Below are 22,387 nucleotides of genomic sequence, written 5' to 3' on the forward strand. Positions count from 1 at the left end.
CAAATTTTTCGGCTTGGGCTTCATTAGCCAAAGTCGCAAGACCGCATATCTCAACGCGCGGCAAGATATTTCATGTACCACCGGAAGCTGTTGAAGACTTCACCGCGTTTCATTAAAAACCGCGAAAACATACGCATCTCTTTATAATTTCTAGGTGCCGGATCGAGCGCGATATCGGCCCACGGAGAGCGCTTGTGATATTTGATGAACAGGTCTGTAGACGCGTGCAGACACCAATCGTTCCATGGTTTAACTGCACCCGCAAAGTGAATGAAGCCCACCGGACCAATATCGCGCATTTGCCTGTGGTCTTTTTCCAGATCGTGGATCAAGTCGTATAGAAAATTCCATTTTCTATTGATGTACTGTATTTTGCCCTCCAGTACGACGTTTAGCGCATCCTGATCCGGAAATCTGTAATTTTTCCCGTTCTCCAAAATGGAGAGGATGGTCTTTTCAGTTATTTCCTGCGCCATCCAGCTAGTAACATTCATGTACATCACGCCGGAATTAAAATAGCGTTGCGATGACAATTGCAGCGCCGCACAACGTCGGCGCGTGGTCTCATCCGCGTCCGGTACGACAATCGCCGCACTGCCGCCAAAATCCAGTTGCATCAACTCAGCGATGCTGCCCATGCAGAGGATGTCTGCATCCAGATAAAGTACTTTGTCGGTAATCCCTTGTAAGGTCGATGGGATCAAAAGACGCGTGAAGATGGTCGGCGAATAGTATGAAAATTGCGAGATATGTGCAAATGGCTTGAAGATCGCAGGATCGATAATATGGAGTTGCGTCGTTACGCCGTACTGAATGGATAACTGATCGAAGCGGCGACGGTTATCGTCCGAAATAGCAAACGCAAATACATGAAACGTGAATGCAACGCCAGGATTATGGTCGATGATCGACGTGATCGTCGCCCCCATGCTGCGGCAATAATGGTCATCGACACAAAACGCAATGTGAAAAGATGGGTCGTGTATCGATGATGAAGTAAAGTCTTTTAAAGAGGATTGCATTGAACTGTCCTGATCAACTACATCAAAATAATATCGTACTGCTCTTGCGGATACATCGTTTCAACCTGCAATGAAATTGGCTTGGAAATGAAATCGCCCAGCATCGCAAGATGTTGTGATTCTTCCTCCAGAAACAAGTCGACCACTGCTTGCGACGCCAGAATTCTGAACTCTCGCGGGTTAAATTGTTTGGCTTCGCGCAGAACTTCGCGCAGGATTTCGTAGCAAAGTGTGCGGGCAGTTTTGACCTGACCTTTGCCATCGCATACGGCGCAGGTTTCACACAAAATGTGTGCCAGCGATTCACGCGTGCGTTTGCGGGTCATCTCGACCAGACCGAGTGCAGAAAATTCTGATACTGATTTTTTGGTCCGGTCGCGCAACAGTGCTTTATTCAGCTCGGATAGTACTGCTGTCTTGTGTTCGACATTTTCCATGTCGATGAAGTCCAGAATAATAATACCGCCAAGATTACGCAATCTAAGCTGGCGGGCGATAGCGTGCGCGGCCTCCAGGTTAGTCTTGAAAATAGTGTCGTCAAAATTACGGCCATTCACAAAACTGCCGGTATTGACGTCGATGGTCGTCATGGCTTCGGTCTGATCGACGATTAAATAGCCGCCAGATTTTAGCGGCACACGCCGACTCAATGCGTTGAGGATTTCCGCCTCCACACCATACAGATCGAATAGTGGCCGCTCGCCAGTGTAGTGCAGTAAGCGCGCGTTGACGGATGGCGTGTAGGTGGCGGCAAACTCCTGAAGCTTCTGGAAGTTCTCGCGTGAGTCCACCTGAATACTGGTGGTTTTGTCGTCTACAAAGTCACGTAACACGCGTTGCGCCAGATTCAGATCCTGATGCAATAAGGTCGGTGCAGGGCGACTTTTGGCTAGCAGCGTTATCGAAGACCAGGTTTTGCGCAGGTATTCGATATCCATTTGCAGATCGGTGTCAGAGGCATCTTCTGCCATTGTCCGGATGATGAAGCCGCCTTTTTCTTCCGGTGGAAGCAGTTGCTGTACTTTTGACCGTAATAACTCCCGCTCGGCTTCGTTTTCGATTCTCTGCGAGATACCAATATGGTTATCTTGCGGTAAATATACGAGCATCCGGCCAGCAATAGAAATTTGGGTGGACAGTCGCGCGCCTTTGGTGCCGATGGGGTCTTTAACCACTTGCACCATCAACGGTTGTCCGTCGAACAGTAATTTTTCAATCGGCGTCGGAATCGCTTGCTGATTTTCGGCCGCGGACAGTCCACGCACACGGGCTTCCCATATATCTGCGACGTGCAAAAAAGCTGCTCGTTCAAGTCCGATATCGATAAACGCCGATTGCATGCCGGGCAACACCCGCACGACTTTACCGAGATAGACGTTACCTGCCAGGCCGCGCGATAAGGTCCGTTCGATGTGTAATTCTTGCACTGCGCCCTGAAAAATCAATGCGACGCGCGTTTCTTGCGGGGTGATGTTGACGAGAATGTCTTCGCTCATAGAATATCTATCCCTGCCTGTTGTAGTAGTTGAGCGGTTTCATAGAGGGGCAAGCCCATAATGCCGGAATGGCTTCCATTAATACATTTGACGAATAGCGCGGCGACGCCTTGAATGCCATAACCACCGGCTTTGTCATACGGTTCGGTTGAGGCGCAGTAGGCACGTACCATGTTTTCGCTCAGGGTTTGAAACACTACTTCTGAGGTTTGGGTAATTTGCCAGGACTGTCCTTGATACACGACAACAACGCTGGTTAGTACGTGATGGGTGCGGCCTGATAATCGTAGTAACATGTCGCGAGCTTGCGCACGGTCCGCGGGCTTGCCCAGTATCTGGCCGTCAATGGTGACTGTGGTGTCGGCTGCAAGAATAGGGCGAACCGGTAATTTGCGCCATTGCATGGTATCGAAAGCGAAAGCGGCTTTCTCCAGCGTTACGCGCTCTACATAGGCGACCGGGTGCTCGTGCGGCAATGCCGCTTCGCTGACATCGGGGCCGCGCGGGGCCTGGTCACGCAATAAAAGCAGTTCAAAATCGACACCGATTTGCCGTAGCAGCTCGCGTCGGCGAGAACTTTTCGATGCGAGATAAATTTTCTGATTCCAGATTTTCATTGCTCGAACATGTGAGGGTTACCAGGTTAACTGCCAGGTTATCGACAAGTTCTCGGCAAGTTAAGGTGGTCTAATTTACCTCAATTTGAGCCGATTCGATACACGGCGAATTATAGACGGGGAATGCTATCAGAGGACTTTATACGGTGCATTATATTCATTTGAATATCGCCTGCTGTCAGGCTTTGCAAGCTGCGCCTTGCGGATAGCGTTCTATTGATGAAACCGGCGACTATATACGATGATAAGGATGATTCTGGGTGATGGACCAGGCGCGATAAAGTTGTTCTGCGAGAAGCACCCGTACCATGCCATGCGGTAGCGTTAAGCTTGAAATTCGCAGTAATGTGTCGGCCTTAGCCTTAAAGGCCGGATCAAGTCCGTCCGCACCACCGATGATAAAGGCTACGTCGCGACCATCCTGCTGCCATTGGGTCAGATGCTGCGATAGCTGCACCGACGTGAGGTCTTTGCCATGCTCATCCAGCGCAACGATGCGTACGCCTTTTGGCAAGACGGCTTCTATGCGCCCTCGTTCGAGTGCCATAGCAGTTTCTGCGGTCTTGCTACTGGAACGTTCTACGGGCTTGATTTCTTTGAGGACGATCCTGCAATCCGGCGGCATGCGCTTGGCATACTCGCCGAATCCAGTCTCAATCCAGGCCGGCATCTTGTGGCCGACCGCAGCGATAATGAGCTGCACGATAACCTTAAGTTACGCTTCTTCTTTAGGTTTGGCTGGCGCGCGCTTGGTTGTGGCCGGCGCTTTTCTGACTGGCGCTTTTTTCGGCGTCGTAGCAGCTTTATGCGCCGCATTCTTGGTCGTCACGCTTTTAGAAGAGGCGACCTTGATGGTTTTGCCGACTGCTTTTTTAGTGCCATCGGATTTTACCCGCGGTTTACGCAGCGCTTTTATTGGCGCATCGACTTCCGGTGCCAACGCTTGCGATGTCGTCAGATGGCGGGATACTTTTTTGGCAGCAGCGCCTTCTTCGGCGTCCGGTGCCGTACGAGAAACCCGTTTGGCAGCGCCCAGCTTGACTTCTTTTTCGCCCCAGATTTCTTCCAGACGGTAATAAGCGCGAATCGCCGGTTGCATGATGTGTACGACCATATCGCCCAAATCGACCAGTACCCACTCGCCCGTGCCTTCGCCTTCGACGCTCAGAATATTGCCGCCGTTTTCTTTGACCTTGTCGCGTACCGATGCGGCCAGCGCTTTGGTTTGACGATTTGAGGTACCGGAGGCGACCACAATGCGATCAAACAGGCTGGTCAGATGAGATGTATCAAAGACGCGGATTTCTTGCGCTTTAACGTCTTCGAGAGCGTCAATCACGAGGCTTTGCAGTTTTTTAATTTCCATTTAATTCTTATAAAGATGGTGTTGTTCAATATAGTCTAGCACTACCGCCGGTATCAGCGAATCTGGTCTGTTGCCAGAGTGCAATGCAGCACGAATTTTTGTTGCTGATATGTCTACAAATAAGTTTTCCGCCAGATAGGTCAACCCGTGCGGACTCTGGCGAATCTGCTCCGGGGTCGCTGCGCGGCGCGTAAATTCGCGCGTGACTTCGGGCGGTACCTGTGATGCATCCAGCGCAAAGCCGGGCCGGGAAGCTACTCCCAGATGCGCATAATTGAACAGTTTGTCCCAACCCTGCCAAGTATTCAGATGTTGCAACTGGTCAGCGCCCATTAAAAAGATGATAGATGCGTCTGGACCCAGTTCAGTCCGTAACGATTGCAACGTATCGATGGTAAAAGTCGCCGTTTGTCGCTCGATTTCTTGCTGGTCGATGAGGACCGCAACGGCTTGGTCGTTGAAGGCCCGGCGGACCATTTCTACCCGATCCGCTGCGCCTGCCTCCAATCCGTGCTTTTGCCAGGGGTTACCTGCGGGTATGACGCGCAACATGTCAGGTGCCAGTAACGTCACAAAATAGTGCCCCAGCGCCACATGTCCGTTGTGAACCGGATCAAAACTACCGCCTAAAACGGCGATGCAGCGGCGCGGTGGTTGTTCTGGCCGCATATCAGACCCAATCTCGATGGATCAGGAAGTCGGTATAAAGCCGGGCTTCCGGACTGCCTGCAAGGGGTTCCCAGTTGTAGCGCCATTTGACGACGGGCGGCATCGACATCAGGATGGATTCGGTACGACCACCGGATTGCAAGCCGAACAAAGTGCCGCGATCATACACTAGATTGAATTCAACATAACGTCCGCGGCGATATGCCTGAAAATCGCGTTGCTGTTCTGTAAATGGCACTTCTTTGTTTTTTGCTAAAATCGGCACATAGGCAGGAATAAATGCATTGCCGACACTTTGCATCAATGCGAAGCTTTCGTCAAATCCAAGGCGATTAAAATCGTCAAAGAAAATGCCGCCAACGCCGCGCGGTTCCTGCCGGTGCTTTAAATAAAAATAGTCGTCACACCATTTTTTGAAGCGTGGATACAACGCCTGATCGGTATTTTTTTCGGTATCGATATCAAACGGGGCCAGCGCGTCCCGGCAAGTACGATGAAAATGGCGCGTATCTTCTTCCGAGCCATAATAAGGCGTCAGGTCCAGTCCTCCGCCAAACCACCAGATTGGCTCCTGACCCTCTGCGGTCGCCGTAAAAAAGCGTACATTCATATGGATCGTCGGCGCATGCGGATTGCGCGGATGCATCACCAGCGACACCCCCATTGCTTCCCACTGGCGTCCGGCTAGTTCAGGCCGACTGGCCGATGCTGACGGGGGCAGTGTTTTGCCCGTGACGTGAGAAAATCCGACGCCGCCGCGTTCAAATACGTTGCCTTCTTCGATAACACGGGAAATACCGCCGCCGCCTTCTGCACGCTCCCAGCTATCGGTACCGAACGGTTTGCCGTCCTGTTGTTCTAATGCGGCGACAATGCGCGCCTGCAGGTCCAGCAGGAACGACTTAACCGCTGTGGCGGACGGAATATTTGATGTCATTAAATTAGCGGACAAAGAACGCACAAATTAAAAAAAAACGCGCATCGGTGCGCGCGGATCACTGAAATCACGGGATAAAGGGATTGTACATTGCCACGACGGGCAAAGGACGGTTGTCTCATGCTTTATGTCATTTTCGGATAATAGTGTGGCGGTGATCCACTGCTGAGAGGAGCAGTCGCGGTAATATCGTTATGATCAGTGGTTATTCACGGCTGATTTATTATGAATAATTATTAATATTATTAGTAAATATTGATAATAAAGCAATTTATTAAAATTTAAATAATGAATCTTCTTTTGTGAGGTCGATTCTCTCGTTTTGGGAAAGAAAATATTTTACACCTCCCACATGTGAATCTACGTGACGTTGTTTCACCGACGCATGCCACAAAACGATAAGCAATCCCGCAGTCCCATCATTACTAACTTGGTAATTCGAACGTTGTAAAAGATTGATGAAAATTAATGCGATCATTTACCCCGTTCGATCTCTGACCCCGTTAGCCCGGACGCTTGATTGCGCGCCATCCAATGTCACGCCGAAATTGCGCGCCGCTGAAATGGATAGTATCGACAATGTTGTAGGCGTGCTTTTGCGCTACCTTGACGCTGTCACCCAAGCCGACTACGCAAAGGACGCGCCCGCCGGATGTCGTGAGTCGGGTGCCTGTCAGCGTGGTGCCTGCGTGGAAGGTGATCGCGTCGGCGGTTTCGGGCGGAATGCCGGAAATCAGATCGTCGTTGCGGGGGGCATCCGGGTAACCGGCCGCGGCCATGACTACACCTAACGCGGTGCGGCGGTCCCATTCAAGTTCGATGGTGTCGAGCGTGTTGTTGACCGCATGTTCCATCACCATCAGCAAATCGGTTTTCAGGCGCGCCATGATCGGCTGCGTCTCGGGATCACCCATGCGGCAGTTGAACTCGATAGTTTTTGGATTGCCTTTTTCGTCGATCATGAGACCGGCATACAGGAAGCCGGTAAAGGGATTTCCTTCCTTCGCCATGCCCTGAATGGTGGGTGTAATAATGTCACGCATAACGCGCGCATGGACCGCCGGGGTCACGATAGGCGCGGGTGAATAAGCACCCATGCCGCCTGTATTCGGTCCCTGATCGCCGTCTTTCAGGCGTTTGTGATCCTGGCTGGTCGCCAGCGCCAGTATATTTCTACCATCCACCATGACGATAAAACTGGCTTCTTCACCAGTCAAAAAGTCTTCAATCACCACGCTCGATCCGGCTGCACCAAACTTGTTGTCGGCTAGCATCATATCGACGGCGGCGTGCGCTTCTTCGGGTGTCATCGCAACCACCACGCCTTTACCTGCAGCCAGACCATCAGCCTTGATGACGATCGGCGCACCCTTTTGGTCCAGATAGCGGTGGGCCGCGTCTACGTCGGTGAAGGTCTGGTAATCGGCGGTTGGAATGTTGTGGCGCTGCATGAAGGCTTTGGCAAAATCCTTGGAGCTTTCTAGCTGCGCGGCTTCTTTGGTTGGACCAAAAATCTTCAGGCCGCGGTCGCGGAAGACGTTCACGATACCGCCCGCAAGCGGTGTCTCCGGACCGACTACCGTCAGCGCAATGCGCTCTTTTTCAACAAAATCTGCCAGCTCCGAATAGTCGGTAATGTTGACGTTTTCTAAGCGTGAGTCAAGTGCGGTGCCACCATTGCCGGGAGCAAGATAGACGGTCTGAATACGGGGCGACTGGGCGATTTTCCATGCGAGCGCATGTTCCCGACCACCAGAGCCAACGACTAGAATTTTCATGGGATGTCCGCTCTTTTACTGAACTATGGCAATCAATATGATTGCACTGTGAGGATTGAATAAATTAGGTAACACTAGACACTATTTAGTCTTCGATAATCGCGTTGCTAAATACTTCTTGCACGTCATCCAGATTTTCGAGAGCATCCAGTAGTTTTTGCATTTTGACGGCATCTTCTCCGGCGAATACAGTTTCTGTCGCAGGCTTCATGATGATTTCAGCCACTTCAGCTTTAAAGCCGGATTTTTCAAGTGCAGACTTAACCGCTGAAAACTCGAACGGCGCGCACAATACTTCGATGCCGCCTTCATCATCGGTGACAACGTCATCTGCGCCGGCTTCCAGCGCCGCCTCCATTAACGCGTCTTCATTAGTGCCTGGGGCAAACAGCAATTGGCCGCAATGCTTGAACATAAAGGCAACAGAGCCTTCGGTGCCCATGTTGCCGCCGTTCTTTAAAAACGCATGGCGGACTTCCGCCACGGTACGGATTTTGTTGTCAGTCATACATTCAACGATGATGGCGGCGCCGTGAATGCCATAACCTTCATAGCGGACCTCTTCATAATTGACGCCATCCAACTCGCCTGCGCCGCGTTGGGTCGCGCGGATAACGTTATCCTTGGGCATATTGGCGTCACCGGCCTTATCTACAGCAAGGCGCAGGCGAGGATTGGTGTCCGGGTCGCTGCCGCCCATGCGGGCTGCAACGGTGATTTCTTTGATCAAGCGGGTCCAGATTTTGCCGCGTTTGGCATCTGTGGCAGCCTTTTTATGCTTGATATTGGCCCACTTACTATGTCCTGCCATGATGGTTCTTTCTTGCTGTAGTTAGCTATAGTCAGGTTGGCATTTTATCATAGTGCGTCCTCTCAAAAATCCGCATATCCACCTCGTCTTACCAAAAATAACGTGGTGCATACAACGCATTAACAGCATGAATGCGAAGGTTGCATCGAAACAGCGTTGTGCCGCAGGTAATCTGCGCAAGATATTTGTTATATTGACGACCGCGATGTGGATTTACGCAGGACTTTCATAAATTCTTCCATCGGCGTTGCGCTCGCGTTGCCACAATGGCGTAGGGTTTGAGTCCGCGCGCGTTGATGGGGCGGTTTTGCGTACGTTTTGGTGCATAAAATAGTAAGCCAACGTTGTCCCAGTAAAGGTTCATTGGCCTGCTGTTATGCGCAAATCACTCAATCAAAAACGTAATCCATGCATACCCTTTACAATTCTCTATGACATTTTTATCGCCGCCGTCCGTTGCACGCAAAATTTATCTCACCGGGCTGGCCATCGGGGTTGTCGGTGCCGTTCTGTTTTCTGCCAAAGCCATCGTCGCCAAGCTGATTTATCGGTACGACGTTGACGCGGTGACGCTCATCATGTTTCGCATGCTATTTTCGTTTCCTTTGTTTGCAGCAGTGGCGCTATGGAAGGCGAGAACCGAAAAGCCGCTTGAAAAGGGCGACCGTATTCGGATCGTCGTTTTAGGACTAACAGGCTATTACCTGTCAAGTTTTCTGGATTTTTTAGGCCTGCAATATATATCCGCGGGTTTGGAGCGGCTGATTTTATTTTTGACGCCATCGTTTGTTTTGGTGCTGTCGTTTTTCTTTTATGGTCGTCGCGTGACATGGCTGGAGTGGGGCGCACTGGTGCTTTCTTACTTGGGGGCCCTACTGGTTTTTATACATGACGTCCGTTTAGGTGGACCGAATATCGGATTGGGAAGTGCGCTGGTTTTAGGGGCTGCAATAAGTTATTCGTTGTATTTGCTGTTGTCCGGGTCCTTGGTAACGCGAGTGGGCGCGTTGCGGTTGGTGGCTTACGCAATGTGTATTTCGTGCGTGGCCTGTATGTCGCAATTTCTTTTTCTGCGTCCTGTATCGATGTTTGTGCAGCCTCCAGCTGTGTACGGTTTGTCATTGATTAATGCAGTTTTGTGCACAGTATTACCAGTGTATATGACCATGGTCGCGGTCGCACGGATTGGCGCTGCCAGTTCTGCACAGGCAGGCATGGTTGGGCCGGTGTCTACGCTATTTTTAGGTGCGATTATTCTCAATGAAGCGATTACCGGCATTCAACTAACCGGAACCGCGCTCGTGTTAACCGGCATTTATTTGATTTCAAAAAAGAAGGTTTAAAATGGATCTGGGAATTCGTGGCAAGCAGGCGCTAGTCTGTGGTGCAAGCAAAGGACTAGGGCGCGGATGTGCAGAAGCGCTGGCAGCAGACGGCGTTAATCTCACGCTGGTGGCGCGGACTGCGGACACTTTGGAGCAGACAGCGCAACATTTACGCGACAGCTATGGCATTAATGTTATTGCGCTTGCCTGCGACATCACCACGTCAGAAGGCCGGGCGCTTGCATTGGCCGCTTGCCCGCAACCGGATATTTTGGTGACCAACGCCGGTGGTCCGCCGATGGGTGATTTTCGTGACTGGGAGCGGGATGATTGGATCAAGGCACTTGATGCCAATATGCTGACCCCGATTGCTCTTATTAAAGCGACCGTGGACGGCATGATCGCGCGGCGCTTTGGTCGCATCGTTAATATCACATCCAGTTCCGTGAAAGCGCCAATTGATGTGCTTGGTTTATCGAACGGTGCGCGTGCAGGTCTAACCGGATTTGTTGCCGGTTTGGCGCGCAAAACGGTAGCGCATAACGTAACGATTAATAATTTGTTGCCGGGTGCGTTTGACACCGACCGTTTAAGATCGATGCAAGCCGCGGCGGCGGCGGCCAGTGGCACCAGCATTGAAAGCGTGCAACAGGCGCGTGCAGCACAAATACCGGCCCGGCGGTTTGGTAACGCTGCCGAGTTTGGCGCAATGTGTGCATTTATGTGTAGCGCTCATGCCGGTTATCTGACCGGGCAAAATATTTTGCTCGACGGCGGTGCCTATCCCGGCACTTTTTAACGGGGACCACCCTCTTTTGTGGAAGTTTTGTAAACAAGCACTTCTTTAAAGCGAGAAAATTATGGTAAAAGCAATTGTAATACGCAAGACCGGCGGCCCTGAAGTAATGGAGTATGTGGACGTTGAAGTGGGCGATCCTGGGCCGGGCGAGGTCAGAATTCGGCACGCGGCATGCGGTCTCAATTTTATCGATATTTATTTTCGCATTGGGTTGTATCCGCAGCCTTTACCTGGTGGCCTGGGCCAGGAGGCCTCAGGTGTGATTGAGGCGATTGGACCCGGCGTAGTGGGCTTTAAGGCGGGCGATCGGGTTGCCTACGCGGGACGTCCGAACGGCGCTTACTCAGAAGCGCGGGTTATGCCTGCGGCGATCCTGGTTAAACTGCCGGATGCGATTTCATTTGATACTGCGGCAGCGGCGATGTTGCAGGGCTTGACAGTTGAATACTTGTTTGGGCGGACAATTCCGCTAAAAGGCGGCGAAACCATTTTGTTTCATGCCGCGGCGGGAGGTGTAGGTTTGATCGCGGCACAATGGGCTCGCGCGCTGGGAGTGACGATGATCGGAACGGTCAGTTCGGACGAGAAGGGCGCGTTGGCATTAGCGGCAGGCTGTACGCACGTGATTAATTCGAAGACCGAAAATATAGTGGAGCGGGTCAAAGAGATCACTCACGGTAAAGGCGTACCAGCGGTATTTGATTCGATCGGTAAGGACACTTTTATCGATTCACTGGACTGCTTGTCGCCTTTAGGGACTATGGTTAGTTTTGGTAGTGCGTCCGGTCCTGTCCCGCCCTTTAGCCTGAACGAACTGGTCTCACGCGGTTCGCTATACATCACCAGACCGTCGTTACCGAACTACGTTTCAACCCGCGCCGATCTGGACGCTGCCTCAGCTAATTTGTTCGAGATGATCGCTAGCAAAAAGGTTAATATTGAGATCAATCAACGCTATGCTCTGAAAGACGTGGCGCAAGCGCACGCGGATTTAGAGGCGCGTAAAACTACCGGATCAACGATCCTGATTCCTTAATTTTTTCGGAATGATGCAAGCTATGAACGACAACAAGCAACAGCATGGGATTGAGGATAAATTTGCGGATAGCAACGTTGACAATAACACCGCCGATGAAGATAATCCAATGGGCCATCCGGAAGAGCAGCCAACCGGCACCGATGGCACACCGAAATTTGGGCGTCTGTTAATAGTCTTGATACTGATGGTAATCGTGATTGGTTTTATTACTTTCGCCAGCGAGTGGTTTTATTCCTGAACGTAACGAGATAAGCCGGAGGCGGCGCAGCGAATGACGATCCAAAAAGGGCCAATTACATGGAATAACTGTGTAATTAGCCCTTTTTTATATTCAAAAATCATATTTTTGATCGCATTTAGTCGGCATGCATATGGCTTCATTTATACCAATATCAGCAGCGCCTTGGGTCCCACCTGATCGAACGTCAACACGGGCAGCATCATTGTTGCTGCCGGTTTTTATGAGTCATCAATCGTTATTGATCATTTCTTATTTTTAGCTTGACCTGACGCGGAACGCCGCTTTTCCCGGGGAAGTCGCTAAAGGCGCTTTGTATCAGGTAGGGCATAACCATCGGCAATGAACTTATTCTTCCTTCGCTGACCACGGTTACGTCATACAATTTTTTGCCGTCGCCGGTGCGCGCGATACGTACGTTCATATGCCGGGTGAAGACCAGATAATTGAATTCGCGCTGCACAACAATTGGAGGGGCATACCAGAAAGGTCCATTGAGCGGGCCATAGAACCCTCGATAACCCAAGCCGGAGGCATAGAACGGCGAGCCGTAAATACCGGGATCTATTTCTACAGGCTCTATGGTATGGACGTCGCGTGCTCTCACACCGTACGATAAGGTGACGTTGAGCGTGGCTTTCGCATTAACGGATTGCGTGAAGCCCAACTGCTGAAGCGCGTGGCTGACCTGAGCCTCGTAGCTACGATATTCCAGATCGTTTTCTTGTTCCGCCGTGTGAATAAAGCTGAAGGATTTGTCGGGTAAATTGGCCGGCCATTCGTTGAAGGCAATAACGTCGCTACGAATGACCGACGCGCAACCTGATAACAGCAAACACAGCGCTGCAATGCAAAGTGCTAAATAGCGTTTCATGATGTTTCCTCGTTGTGACTATATGGAGATTTATTAGTCGACGACTCAGCGGCGATTAAGGGGGATTAATGGCGTCGATGCAGCATTGGAGTCGGATATGAAGCTAGAGTTCACTTGCCGCAGAGGAACTTTGTCGCGAAAATATCGTCAATCTCTGCTGCGGCTACCGGCGTGTGTTTTTGCTTGATTCTGTTCGTTTGGCGCTTTCGTTTGGTCTGTCAGACCACAAGATTCCGTTTAGTTGCTGATCGACTTCCGGGACCATGTCACCGGGGACATGGCAAACCTCTCATTTTTAAAATTGCAACCAACCATACGTGGCTTCTGGTCGTCTTCGGGCGCGATGCTGCACTAGCCCGGCGTTCAATATTCCATTGCTCATATGTATTTATTGCGTAAAAAAAATATCCGTATCAAAGTCCTGCGTATCATCATCATCGGAATTGCTCTTTTGATAATTTTTGTGACGACTAAGATATTTCTGTTTCCGACTAAGAAAATTCCTACCTATCTCACCGCGCCGGTTGTCAAAGGCGACATCCAGGACATCGTTCTGGCGAGCGGAACGCTTCAGGCGCTGAATCAGGTGAATGTCGGCGCGCAGGCAACCGGGCAGTTGAAATCTTTAAAAGTGGCGCTTGGAGACGATGTAAAAAAAGGACAACTGGTGGCAGAAATCGACTCGATGACGCAGCAAAATGCACTGCGAATCAAGAAGGCTGAGCTTGAACGGATCAGGGCAGAGTTACGCTCGCAACGTGCAACACTGCGCTTGAACCAGCTTAAGTTTGCGCGCCAGCAGCGCATATTGCTCAACGACGCCGGATCACAAGAGGACTACGAAACCGCCGATGCTGCGCTGGAAACCACGCGGGCTGACATCAGTGGTTTAGTGGCGCAAATAGCACAGGCAAAAATCGCCGTAGAAACCGCCGTGGTCAATCTGGGCTATACCAAAATCATTGCGCCGATAGACGGAAAAGTGGTGGCGATTGTGACAAAGGAAGGGCAAACCCTGAATGCATTACAAAGTGCGCCAACGATATTAATCGTGGCACAACTTGATACGATTACCGTGAAATCGCAAATTTCTGAGGCCGATGTCACCCGTGTCGCGCCCGGCCAAAACGTACACTTTACGATTCTGGGAGATCCGGATCACCGCTATCGCGCGACGTTGCGCAGCATTGAGCCGGCTCCTGATTCGATCATTGCCGATATCAACAGTAATGTCGGCAAAACAGATGCAACGTCCAAGGCGGTCTATTACAACGGCCTTTTCGATATTCCCAACCCAGGCAATAAGCTGCGGATTGGCATGACAGCGCAGGTATCGATCGTGTTACAGGATGCCCAAAATGCGTTAATTATTCCTTCGGTGGCATTGGGGAAAAAATCCGAAAATGGCAGCTATGCGGTACGGGTAGTTGCACATAAAAATCAGCTTGCGGTCATACGTCAGGTCCAGATTGGTATCAACAATAATGCGCACGCGCAAGTGCTCAAAGGCTTGCAGATCAGCCAGCAGGTGGTGGTCGGTGAAGCCCATAGTGGGGATGCGGACGCTCATGACCAAGCCGGGGCCGCGTCGTGACCGATGCGCCACAAGAAGTAAAAGCCCTGCTTGAAATTACCGGTTTGTACCGAAAATTTCCTTCTGGCGATGACAGCGTGACCGTGTTGAGTAACATTAATTTGCGCATCGATGCGGGCGAAATGGTGGCGCTGGTCGGTGCCTCGGGTTCTGGCAAATCCACCTTGATGAATATTCTCGGTTGCCTGGATCGCCCCACTGAAGGCAGCTATAAAGTCGCAGGTCGGGAGACCGGAAAAATGCTGCCGGATACGCTGGCGCAATTACGCCGCGAATATTTTGGATTCATTTTTCAGCGGTATCACTTGCTACCCGATCTGGACGCCGTTGCCAACGTTGAAATTCCGGCGATATATGCAGGAAAGGACCGGACCGCGCGTCGCCAACGCGCCTATGCGTTGCTGGCGCAGCTTGGATTGGGCGAGCGCAGCCATCATCGTCCCAGTCAGCTATCGGGCGGTCAGCAACAGCGCGTCAGTATTGCCCGCTCGTTAATGAACGGGGGCGAAGTCATTCTGGCCGATGAACCAACCGGCGCGCTGGACAGGCATAGCGGTGCGGAAGTCATCAAAATTCTGCAAGCGTTGCATGCCGAGGGCCACACCGTCATCATCGTCACGCACGACATGCACGTGGCCCAACATGCCCAGCGCATCATAGAAATCAGTGATGGCGTCATCATTTCTGACCGGCCCTCAGGCGGGGCTAGCGAAGTTCCCCCGCAGTTATCGGCCGGTATCAATCACGATTTGCCTGCCACTCCCAAGCCTCGACAGCGCCCGGAGGTGTTGCATAACATAGCTTCCTGGCGGGCCAGCAAAGATATGCTAACAGAGGCGTTTAAGATGGCGGTATTGTCGATGGTGACGCATCGTCTGCGAAGTTTTTTGACGATGCTGGGGATTATTATCGGGATTGCCTCCGTGGTCTCGGTAGTGGCTTTGGGCCAGGGTTCGCAGGTAAAAATTATTGAGGATATTAGTGCAATCGGTACTAATACCATCACTATCTATCCGGGCGACGAGAGCGGCGATGAAAAGGCGGCATTGGTACGCACTTTAGTACCCGCAGACGCGGACGCGTTAGCTAATCAGGTGTATGTAGATAGTGCCACGCCGGTGGTTACCTATAATTCTCATGCACGTTATAAAAATATTTCAGCCAGCGCAATAATTTCTGGCGTCGGTCCCCAGTTCTTCAGGGTGCATGACATGCAGATGGCCGAAGGCATGGCCTTTAATGCCGCGAGCGTACAGCATCATTTGCAGGAAGTTGTCATCGACCACAATACGCGCAAAAAATTTTTTAAAGCGCAAGACGATCCCATTGGGCAGGTGATCATGCTGAGTAATGTCCCGGTCCGCGTGATTGGCGTATCCAAAGAAAAAAAATCGCGATGGATAGCAGGCGACAGGTTGCAGTTCTGGCTTCCTTATACCACCGTAATTGCACGCATCACAGGCGCGCCCAATCTGCAATCGATTATCGTACGCATTGGCGATGCGGTGCCAAGCGCGACGGCAGAGGACAGTATCGCCAAACTGATGACGCAACGTCATGGCGTTAAAGATTTCTACCTGTTCAATTTTGACAGTATTAAGGACAGTATCGAACGCACGACAGCGACCATGACGTTGCTGGTATCGCTGATCGCACTCATTGCACTGGTCGTCGGTGGTATTGGGGTGATGAATATCATGCTGGTATCGGTGACCGAAAGGACCCAGGAAATTGGTGTCAGGATGGCCGTTGGAGCGCGTCAGGCAGATATTTTGCGGCAATTTCTACTTGAGGCGATATTAGTTTGCCTGTCAGGTGGTCTGCTTGGGGTATTACTGGCATTGGGTTTTGGCGTGGTATTCAAAATGGTAATGGGCGGAGAGGGTAGTTTTCAAATGTTGTATTCAACCGGGTCCATCGTGGCAGCATTTAGTTGCTCGACGCTGATCGGCGTGATCTTCGGATTTCTGCCTGCACGCAACGCCGCCCGGCTTAATCCAATTGATGCGTTAGCGCGCGAGTGAGGAATAGGTGAACACGACCGACCAATTAAAAGTAGCTGTGGCTAAAGCAAATCTGGCGGTGCGAGGTTTGCTGTTAAGTGTTGCGCTCACCGTGACCGGATGCGCAAATAACGCAACGCCGTATGTCCGGCCAGCCATCGTATTGCCAGACGTCTGGAAAAATTATGGTGCATCTGATGAGGTACGTAATTCTCTGAAGCCCGAAAAACAGTCGTTTAAAGCCGCCAAAATAGTATCGCAGGATCACTGGTGGCATCAGTTTCATGATCCGCAACTCGATCAGCTCATAGGGAAGGTGCTAGCGCAGAATAATAACCTGGCTATCGCCGCGCTAACTGTCCAGCGCGCGCAACTATTGGCGGGTTTGGTAGATATCAACGCTATACCGAGGCTAGGCCTGACGGCTGCGTCAATCCAGCGCAACAGGACAGGTCCATCGACTAGCGGCTCACATCGCAGCATGCAGCAGTCGCTGAATCTGTCGGCAAGTTACGAGTTGGACCTCTGGGGCAGGTTGTCGTCAGAGCGCGATGCGGCGCGTTGGGAAGCGTTGGCTACCGAGGAGGATCGTGCAAGTGCGGCGCTGGCGTTGATCGGTACTACCGCGACGCTTTATTGGAAGCTCGCTTACCTCAATCAAAGCATCCGGTTAAATAACCAAAATATTGCTACCGCAACCAGAGTCCGCGACTTGATAAAAGTGCGACATCAAGCAGGCGCCGAATCCGCGCTGGATGGTCTACAAGCCGAACAAACGCTGGCGACGCAACAAGCCGCTCAGTCACAATTGGTGCAACAACGCACAGTAGTGAGAAACGCTTTAGCGGTATTGTTCGATGGTGCTAAAGACCGCACATATACGGAACCAACCGCGCTACCGGAGGGCAAACTACCCGTGATCGATACAGGGCTGCCATTCCAGATTATCAGTCGTCGTCCCGACCTGCGTGGCGCAGAATTGCGCTTGCGTAAGTTGTTGGCGGATACAGATATCGCGCGCGCGCGCTTTTATCCAGATATAACGCTGTCTGCGGCGTTGAATGGCAGCGCCGGTGGCTGGATGCAGGTACTGCAAAATCCGGTTGGCACGCTGGCGGCAAATATGGTACTTCCTTTTGTCGAGTGGGATAAAGTAGAACGCAATAGCAAACTGTCGCAGGCTGACTATGACGCCGCAATAATCGATTTTCGTCAAAAGATTGCCGCTGCTTTAGCGGATGTCGAAAACGCTTTATCAGCCCGTCATCAGTTAAAGGTTCAGGCGAATAAGTCCGGGCGGGCGCTGACTGCTGCCCAAGCAGTCGAACGTATTTATCAGGCGCGTTATCAAGCCGGGGCAACACCGCTTAAAGCATGGCTTGATGCACAAATTATCCGGCGCTCCGCGCAGAGTGCTTTAATTGAAAGCCACTTCGATCGGTTGATCAATCAGGTCGACATTTATAAAGCATTGGGCGGCGATGCGGTCCGATAACACAGGTTTGGGAAAAGTGGGGTCTGAACGAATTAACAACTGAAGTCCCAGTTATAACGCCGGCGATCAAGGTAGCCTTGGTAACAGACAACCCGCGATACTGCCGGCATGCAATAGCGCGCAGCACTAATTTTTTTTTAAAAATCGCTGTTTCAACGCGCTGCCACGATGTTTAATGCGGACACATTCTGCGTTTAGCAACATCCCCGTAGCGCCTCTCCCTCTATAACGCCACTGTGGCAAATACATGCGGAACTGGCCTGCGCGGCAGAAACGCATGTGGTTTTTCCGGTTGCTTGGTAGAATCGAGGTTTCTATCACTTCCCAGGCGATTACATCCTATGCGTAATGATCCGGCAGCAACCCCCTCCACGATTTACCGTAAAGATTACATTGCACCTTCTTATCTGGTTGATACCGTAGAAATGGGCTTCGACCTTGATCCAGTATCCACGCGTGTTGCCACACGGATTGTGATGCGGCGTAACCCTGCCAGCCTCGCAAAGGGGATTGTATTACTGGGTGAAGAACTGGAACTGGTAACGTTGCGGCTGAACGGCAAAAGATTAAAACCTGCGCAATATCTTCTTGATGGTGGCATGTTGCGCATTCCGCTCGCTCCCGCCAAAGTGATACTGGAGATTGAAACTCTGACACAGCCAGAGAAAAATACATCCTTGATGGGACTGTATGTTTCCAATGGCAACTTTTTTACGCAATGTGAAGCGGAAGGTTTTCGTAAAATTACTTACTTCCCGGATCGGCCAGACGTGATGGCCAAGTACACAGTCATGCTGCGGGCTGACAGGAAGAAATACCCGGTCTTGTTGTCGAACGGAAATTTGATCGAAAAGGGTGATCTGGGTGATGGTCGTCATTATGCAAAATGGGAAGATCCATTCAAGAAGCCATCTTATTTATTCGCGCTGGTTGCCGGCAAACTGGTGTGCCAGCAAGAAAAATATATGCTTAAATCAGGCCGCAAAGTCTTGTTGCAAGTGTGGGTAGAAAAAGGCAACCTCGACAAAACCCAGCATGCCATGGATTCTCTGAAAAATAGTATCCGCTGGGACGAAGAGCGCTTTGGCCTGGAGTTGGATCTGGACCGTTTTATGATCGTTGCAGTTGGTGACTTTAACATGGGAGCGATGGAAAATAAGGGGTTGAATATTTTCAACACCAAATTTGTCCTCGCCAATCCAGAGCTTGCCACCGACGTTGACTATGCCAATATCGAAGCGGTAGTTGGCCACGAATATTTCCACAACTGGACCGGCAACCGCGTCACCTGCCGCGACTGGTTTCAGTTGTCGCTAAAAGAAGGTTTGACCGTATTCCGCGATCAGGAATTCTCAGCTGACATGGTCGGCACCGATAGTGGCCGCGCAGTAAAGCGTATCGATGACGTGCGGGTCTTGCGTCAGGCGCAGTTCCCCGAAGATGCCGGTCCGATGGCACATTCTGTGCGTCCGGATGCGTATGTCGAAATCAACAATTTCTACACCGTGACCATTTATGAGAAGGGTGCTGAAGTTGTTCGCATGTACCAGACGTTGTTGGGACGCGACGGGTTTAGAAAAGGCATGGATTTGTACTTCAAGCGCCACGATGGCCAAGCCGTTGCCTGCGATGATTTTCGCGCTGCGATGGTGGATGCCAATGGTCGCGATCTGTCTCAGTTTGAACGCTGGTACAGTCAAGCCGGAACGCCGAAGTTGCAAGTAACAACGCATTACGACGCGCTCAAAAAAACCTATGATGTGACGATGGTCCAGTCTTGCCAGACTACACCGGGTCAGAAGAAGAAGCTGCCATTTCATATTCCGGTTGCGGTGGGTCTGCTGGACCAGCACGGGTTCGACATGCCTTTGCGATTAAAGAGCGAGGCAATAAATCCGGCACAGGATCCGGCGCTCGGCATTACCCGCGTTTTAGAGTTGACCAAAGCCAAGCAGACCTTCCGTTTCATTGACGTTGCAGAGAAACCGGTACCATCAATTTTACGCAATTTTTCGGCCCCGGTCGTTATGGACATCGACTATACCGATGCCGAACTCGCGTTCTTGCTGGCGCACGATAGCGACCCATTTAATCGCTGGGAAGCGGGACAGCGACTGGCTACGCGTAGTTTAATCGTATTGACCAATGCCGCGAAGAATGTAATTGGAACCGCCGACGGCACTGCTAGAAAAACTGCAATGACTGCTGCCATGAACAGTGCAGTGTCTAATAGCGCTGCGCTGGCAGAAGCGTTCCGCATCATTTTGTTCGATGGGACGCTGGATGCGGCTTTTCAGGAATTAGCTGTTACCTTGCCTTCGGAGTCGGTGCTTGCAGAGCAATCCGACGTCATCGATCCTCAAGCCATTCATGCGGCACGGCATTATTTACGGTCCAAGTTGGCGCACGTGCTAAACGAAGATTTGTGGGTGGTTTACTACGCCAACGAAACGCCTGGCGACTATAGTCCCGATGCACTAGCCGCAGGCAAGCGCGCGTTAAAAAACGTTGCATTATCCTATTTGATGGATGGCGACGACGCAGACTCGCACATATTAGCGCAGCACCAATACGATGGCGCCACCAACATGACCGATCGTTTTGCCGCGTTAGTCGCGTTGACGAACAGCAGTGCGCCCGGCAAAGCTGATGCGCTGTCGCAGTTTTATGCTGATTTTGCAAAAGAACCCCTGGTCATTGATAAATGGTTTGCGTTGCAAGGCATGGCGCGCACTAGCGATGTAGCCGCCGTGCGTCAATTGATGCAGCATCCCGCATTTACGCTGAATAATCCTAATCGAGCACGCAGTCTGATTTTTAGTTTTTGTAATAATAATCCGGCTAACTTCCACGCCGCTGACGGCAGTGGCTATACATTTTGGGCCGATCAGGTGATCGCACTCGATAACGTCAATCCACAAGTCGCGGCACGCCTGGCGCGGGCGCTGGATCGGTGGCGTAAATACGGATCAGGCCTGCAAGATCAAATGCGCAGCGCATTACAGCGTGTCGCGGCAACCCCGGATTTGTCAAAAGATGTGCAGGAAGTCATCACCAAAGCGCTTGCCTATTAATATTTAACGGAAAAATCTTATGAAACGTATCAGCCTCACACAACATCTCATTGAACAACAACGTCTGCACAACAGCATTCCTTCCGAGTTGCGCCTGCTGATCGAAGTCGTTGGTCGTGCCTGCAAAACCATCAGTCATGCAGTCGGTAAAGGCGCGTTAGGGGAAGTACTTGGCAGCGCCGAAAGCGAAAACGTGCAAGGCGAAGTACAAAAAAAGCTGGATATTATTTCCAATGAAATCCTGCTTGAAGCGAATGAGTGGGGTGGCCACCTGGCTGCGATGGCCTCGGAAGAAATGGAATCGATTCATCCGATTCCCAATCGCTATCCACAAGGCGAGTACTTACTTTTGTTCGATCCGCTTGATGGCTCCAGCAATATCGATGTCAACGTTTCCATCGGCACGATATTTTCGGTGCTGAAAGCGCCGGAGGGGATGGCTGCGCCGACCGAGCAGGACTTCATGCAAGCGGGTCGCCGGCAAGTCGCTGCCGGTTATGCTGTCTATGGCCCGCAAACAATGCTGGTCCTCACTACCGGCAATGGCGTTCATTGTTTTACGCTCGACCGCGAAATGGGCGCTTGGGTATTGACGCAAGCCGACATGCAAATTCCTGCTGAGACCAAAGAGTTTTCCATCAATGCCTCAAATATGCGTCACTGGTTCCCCCCGGTGACACGCTATGTTGATGAAATGCTGGAAGGGTGTACCGGGCCATTGAAGAAGGATTTCAATATGCGTTGGGTGGCGTCGATGGTCGCTGATGTTCATCGCATCTTAAGCCGTGGCGGGATCTTTATGTACCCAGCCGATTCACGCGATCTGAGCATGCCGGGTAAATTGCGGCTGATGTACGAAGCCAACCCGATGGCAATGATCGTCGAGCAAGCGGGCGGTGCCGCCACCGACGGCAAACAGTCGATCCTGGATATTACACCGCACAAGCTGCATCAGCGTGTGCCGGTATTTCTGGGGTCAAAATCCGAAGTAGAGCGGATAACGCGCTACCATACCGAATAGCGTGGTTGAGGTGGGCGGCCCGGACGCTATTTGATAGCGTGTTGGTCCGCTTCACATTTTTTCCTCCAACCTACTGCTCGATTTAGTTTGATGCACTGCTGTGCAGGTTTGCACCGGAAGCGTCTTCAGTTACCGCTTTGGTGGCCCGTCGTGGTCTCAGACGGACCTATCCGGTTGTCTTTATTTACGCTCATATAGTGCGCGGGCGTCAGGCTGGCAGGATTAGTGC

At 51.4% G+C, this 22,387-nt stretch carries 19 protein-coding genes; 9 read left to right on the forward strand and 10 right to left on the reverse strand.

The features are described 5' to 3' along the window. Positions 1-50 precede the first annotated feature (50 nt). From HAV38_RS01945 to HAV38_RS01985, 9 genes are all read right to left on the reverse strand, one after another. Positions 51-1,022 (reverse strand): glycosyltransferase family 8 protein, encoded by a 972-nt coding sequence (locus HAV38_RS01945; RefSeq protein ID WP_168051859.1) that lies wholly within the window; start codon positions 1,020-1,022, stop codon positions 51-53. A gap of 17 nt (positions 1,023-1,039) precedes the next feature. Then, positions 1,040-2,518 (reverse strand): ribonuclease G, encoded by a 1,479-nt coding sequence (rng, locus tag HAV38_RS01950; RefSeq protein ID WP_168051861.1) that lies wholly within the window; start codon positions 2,516-2,518, stop codon positions 1,040-1,042. After that, positions 2,515-3,135 (reverse strand): Maf family protein, encoded by a 621-nt coding sequence (locus HAV38_RS01955; protein ID WP_168051863.1) that lies wholly within the window; start codon positions 3,133-3,135, stop codon positions 2,515-2,517. Before HAV38_RS01955 ends, rng begins: the two co-directional genes overlap by 4 nt. 232 nt (positions 3,136-3,367) lie before the next feature. After that, entirely contained in the window at positions 3,368-3,838 is a 471-nt protein-coding gene (gene rlmH / locus HAV38_RS01960) for a 23S rRNA (pseudouridine(1915)-N(3))-methyltransferase RlmH (protein ID WP_168051865.1), read from the reverse strand. A gap of 12 nt (positions 3,839-3,850) precedes the next feature. Beyond that, a complete protein-coding gene (gene rsfS / locus HAV38_RS01965) occupies positions 3,851-4,501 on the reverse strand; it encodes a ribosome silencing factor (protein WP_168051867.1) in 651 nt (216 codons plus the stop codon). Beyond that, entirely contained in the window at positions 4,502-5,170 is a 669-nt protein-coding gene (locus HAV38_RS01970; RefSeq protein ID WP_168051869.1) for a nicotinate-nucleotide adenylyltransferase, read from the reverse strand. Position 5,171: 1 nt separating this feature from the next. Then, positions 5,172-6,107, reverse strand: a complete 936-nt coding sequence (hemF, locus tag HAV38_RS01975) for an oxygen-dependent coproporphyrinogen oxidase (RefSeq protein ID WP_168051871.1) — start codon at positions 6,105-6,107, stop codon at positions 5,172-5,174. 503 nt (positions 6,108-6,610) lie between these two features. Continuing rightward, positions 6,611-7,885: a phosphoribosylamine--glycine ligase gene (purD, locus tag HAV38_RS01980; RefSeq protein WP_168051873.1), complete on the reverse strand. Its 1,275-nt coding sequence runs from the start codon at positions 7,883-7,885 to the stop codon at positions 6,611-6,613. Between the two features lie 85 nt (positions 7,886-7,970). Next, a complete protein-coding gene (locus HAV38_RS01985; RefSeq protein ID WP_168051875.1) occupies positions 7,971-8,696 on the reverse strand; it encodes a YebC/PmpR family DNA-binding transcriptional regulator in 726 nt (241 codons plus the stop codon). Between the two features lie 431 nt (positions 8,697-9,127). Between HAV38_RS01985 and HAV38_RS01990 the strand changes: the two genes are divergently transcribed. The 4 genes from HAV38_RS01990 to HAV38_RS02005 all read left to right on the forward strand — a co-directional run bounded on the left by HAV38_RS01990 (position 9,128) and on the right by HAV38_RS02005 (position 12,097). After that, on the forward strand, positions 9,128-10,039 hold the full coding sequence (locus tag HAV38_RS01990) for a DMT family transporter (protein WP_168051877.1): 912 nt from the start codon (positions 9,128-9,130) through the stop codon (positions 10,037-10,039). Position 10,040: 1 nt separating this feature from the next. Continuing rightward, the gene (locus HAV38_RS01995; RefSeq protein WP_168051879.1) at positions 10,041-10,820 is read left to right on the forward strand and encodes an SDR family oxidoreductase; all 780 of its coding nucleotides are present in this window, start codon (positions 10,041-10,043) and stop codon (positions 10,818-10,820) included. 61 nt (positions 10,821-10,881) lie between these two features. After that, positions 10,882-11,856, forward strand: coding sequence for a quinone oxidoreductase family protein (locus tag HAV38_RS02000; RefSeq protein ID WP_168051881.1), 975 nt, complete (start codon positions 10,882-10,884; stop codon positions 11,854-11,856). Positions 11,857-11,878: 22 nt separating this feature from the next. Next, on the forward strand, positions 11,879-12,097 hold the full coding sequence (locus HAV38_RS02005) for a hypothetical protein (protein ID WP_168051192.1): 219 nt from the start codon (positions 11,879-11,881) through the stop codon (positions 12,095-12,097). 238 nt (positions 12,098-12,335) lie between these two features. Here the strand turns inward: HAV38_RS02005 and HAV38_RS02010 are convergent, their stop codons facing one another. Further along, complete coding sequence (locus tag HAV38_RS02010; protein WP_168051883.1) at positions 12,336-12,971, reverse strand: DUF4136 domain-containing protein; 636 nt, start codon at positions 12,969-12,971, stop codon at positions 12,336-12,338. A gap of 382 nt (positions 12,972-13,353) precedes the next feature. Between HAV38_RS02010 and HAV38_RS02015 the strand changes: the two genes are divergently transcribed. The 5 genes from HAV38_RS02015 (at position 13,354) to HAV38_RS02035 (ending at position 22,158) form a co-directional block, all read left to right on the forward strand. Then, a complete protein-coding gene (locus HAV38_RS02015; RefSeq protein WP_168051885.1) occupies positions 13,354-14,565 on the forward strand; it encodes an efflux RND transporter periplasmic adaptor subunit in 1,212 nt (403 codons plus the stop codon). Further along, complete coding sequence (locus HAV38_RS02020; RefSeq protein ID WP_184013414.1) at positions 14,562-16,589, forward strand: MacB family efflux pump subunit; 2,028 nt, start codon at positions 14,562-14,564, stop codon at positions 16,587-16,589. The genes HAV38_RS02015 and HAV38_RS02020 overlap by 4 nt, the downstream gene beginning before the upstream one ends. Positions 16,590-16,596: 7 nt before the next feature. Then, entirely contained in the window at positions 16,597-18,063 is a 1,467-nt protein-coding gene (locus HAV38_RS02025; protein ID WP_168051887.1) for an efflux transporter outer membrane subunit, read from the forward strand. A gap of 341 nt (positions 18,064-18,404) precedes the next feature. Continuing rightward, positions 18,405-21,137 carry an aminopeptidase N gene (gene pepN / locus HAV38_RS02030; RefSeq protein ID WP_168051889.1) on the forward strand — a complete coding sequence of 911 codons (2,733 nt, stop codon included), beginning with the start codon at positions 18,405-18,407 and terminating at the stop codon, positions 21,135-21,137. Between the two features lie 19 nt (positions 21,138-21,156). Beyond that, positions 21,157-22,158, forward strand: coding sequence for a class 1 fructose-bisphosphatase (locus HAV38_RS02035; RefSeq protein WP_168051890.1), 1,002 nt, complete (start codon positions 21,157-21,159; stop codon positions 22,156-22,158). Positions 22,159-22,387 lie beyond the last annotated feature (229 nt).

This window comes from Glaciimonas immobilis, assembly GCF_011947285.1.
Taxonomy (GTDB): Bacteria; Pseudomonadota; Gammaproteobacteria; order Burkholderiales; family Burkholderiaceae_D; genus Glaciimonas; species Glaciimonas immobilis.

Coding starts and splice junctions, on each gene's coding strand:
- HAV38_RS01945 (WP_168051859.1), bottom strand. CDS start 1,022: ATGCAATCCTCTTTAAAAGACTTTACTTCATCATCGATACACGACCCA.
- rng (WP_168051861.1), bottom strand. CDS start 2,518: ATGAGCGAAGACATTCTCGTCAACATCACCCCGCAAGAAACGCGCGTC.
- HAV38_RS01955 (WP_168051863.1), bottom strand. CDS start 3,135: ATGAAAATCTGGAATCAGAAAATTTATCTCGCATCGAAAAGTTCTCGC.
- rsfS (WP_168051867.1), bottom strand. CDS start 4,501: ATGGAAATTAAAAAACTGCAAAGCCTCGTGATTGACGCTCTCGAAGAC.
- HAV38_RS01970 (WP_168051869.1), bottom strand. CDS start 5,170: ATGCGGCCAGAACAACCACCGCGCCGCTGCATCGCCGTTTTAGGCGGT.
- hemF (WP_168051871.1), bottom strand. CDS start 6,107: ATGACATCAAATATTCCGTCCGCCACAGCGGTTAAGTCGTTCCTGCTG.
- purD (WP_168051873.1), bottom strand. CDS start 7,885: ATGAAAATTCTAGTCGTTGGCTCTGGTGGTCGGGAACATGCGCTCGCA.
- HAV38_RS01985 (WP_168051875.1), bottom strand. CDS start 8,696: ATGGCAGGACATAGTAAGTGGGCCAATATCAAGCATAAAAAGGCTGCC.
- HAV38_RS01990 (WP_168051877.1), top strand. CDS start 9,128: ATGACATTTTTATCGCCGCCGTCCGTTGCACGCAAAATTTATCTCACC.
- HAV38_RS01995 (WP_168051879.1), top strand. CDS start 10,041: ATGGATCTGGGAATTCGTGGCAAGCAGGCGCTAGTCTGTGGTGCAAGC.
- HAV38_RS02000 (WP_168051881.1), top strand. CDS start 10,882: ATGGTAAAAGCAATTGTAATACGCAAGACCGGCGGCCCTGAAGTAATG.
- HAV38_RS02005 (WP_168051192.1), top strand. CDS start 11,879: ATGAACGACAACAAGCAACAGCATGGGATTGAGGATAAATTTGCGGAT.
- HAV38_RS02010 (WP_168051883.1), bottom strand. CDS start 12,971: ATGAAACGCTATTTAGCACTTTGCATTGCAGCGCTGTGTTTGCTGTTA.
- HAV38_RS02015 (WP_168051885.1), top strand. CDS start 13,354: ATGTATTTATTGCGTAAAAAAAATATCCGTATCAAAGTCCTGCGTATC.
- pepN (WP_168051889.1), top strand. CDS start 18,405: ATGCGTAATGATCCGGCAGCAACCCCCTCCACGATTTACCGTAAAGAT.
- HAV38_RS02035 (WP_168051890.1), top strand. CDS start 21,157: ATGAAACGTATCAGCCTCACACAACATCTCATTGAACAACAACGTCTG.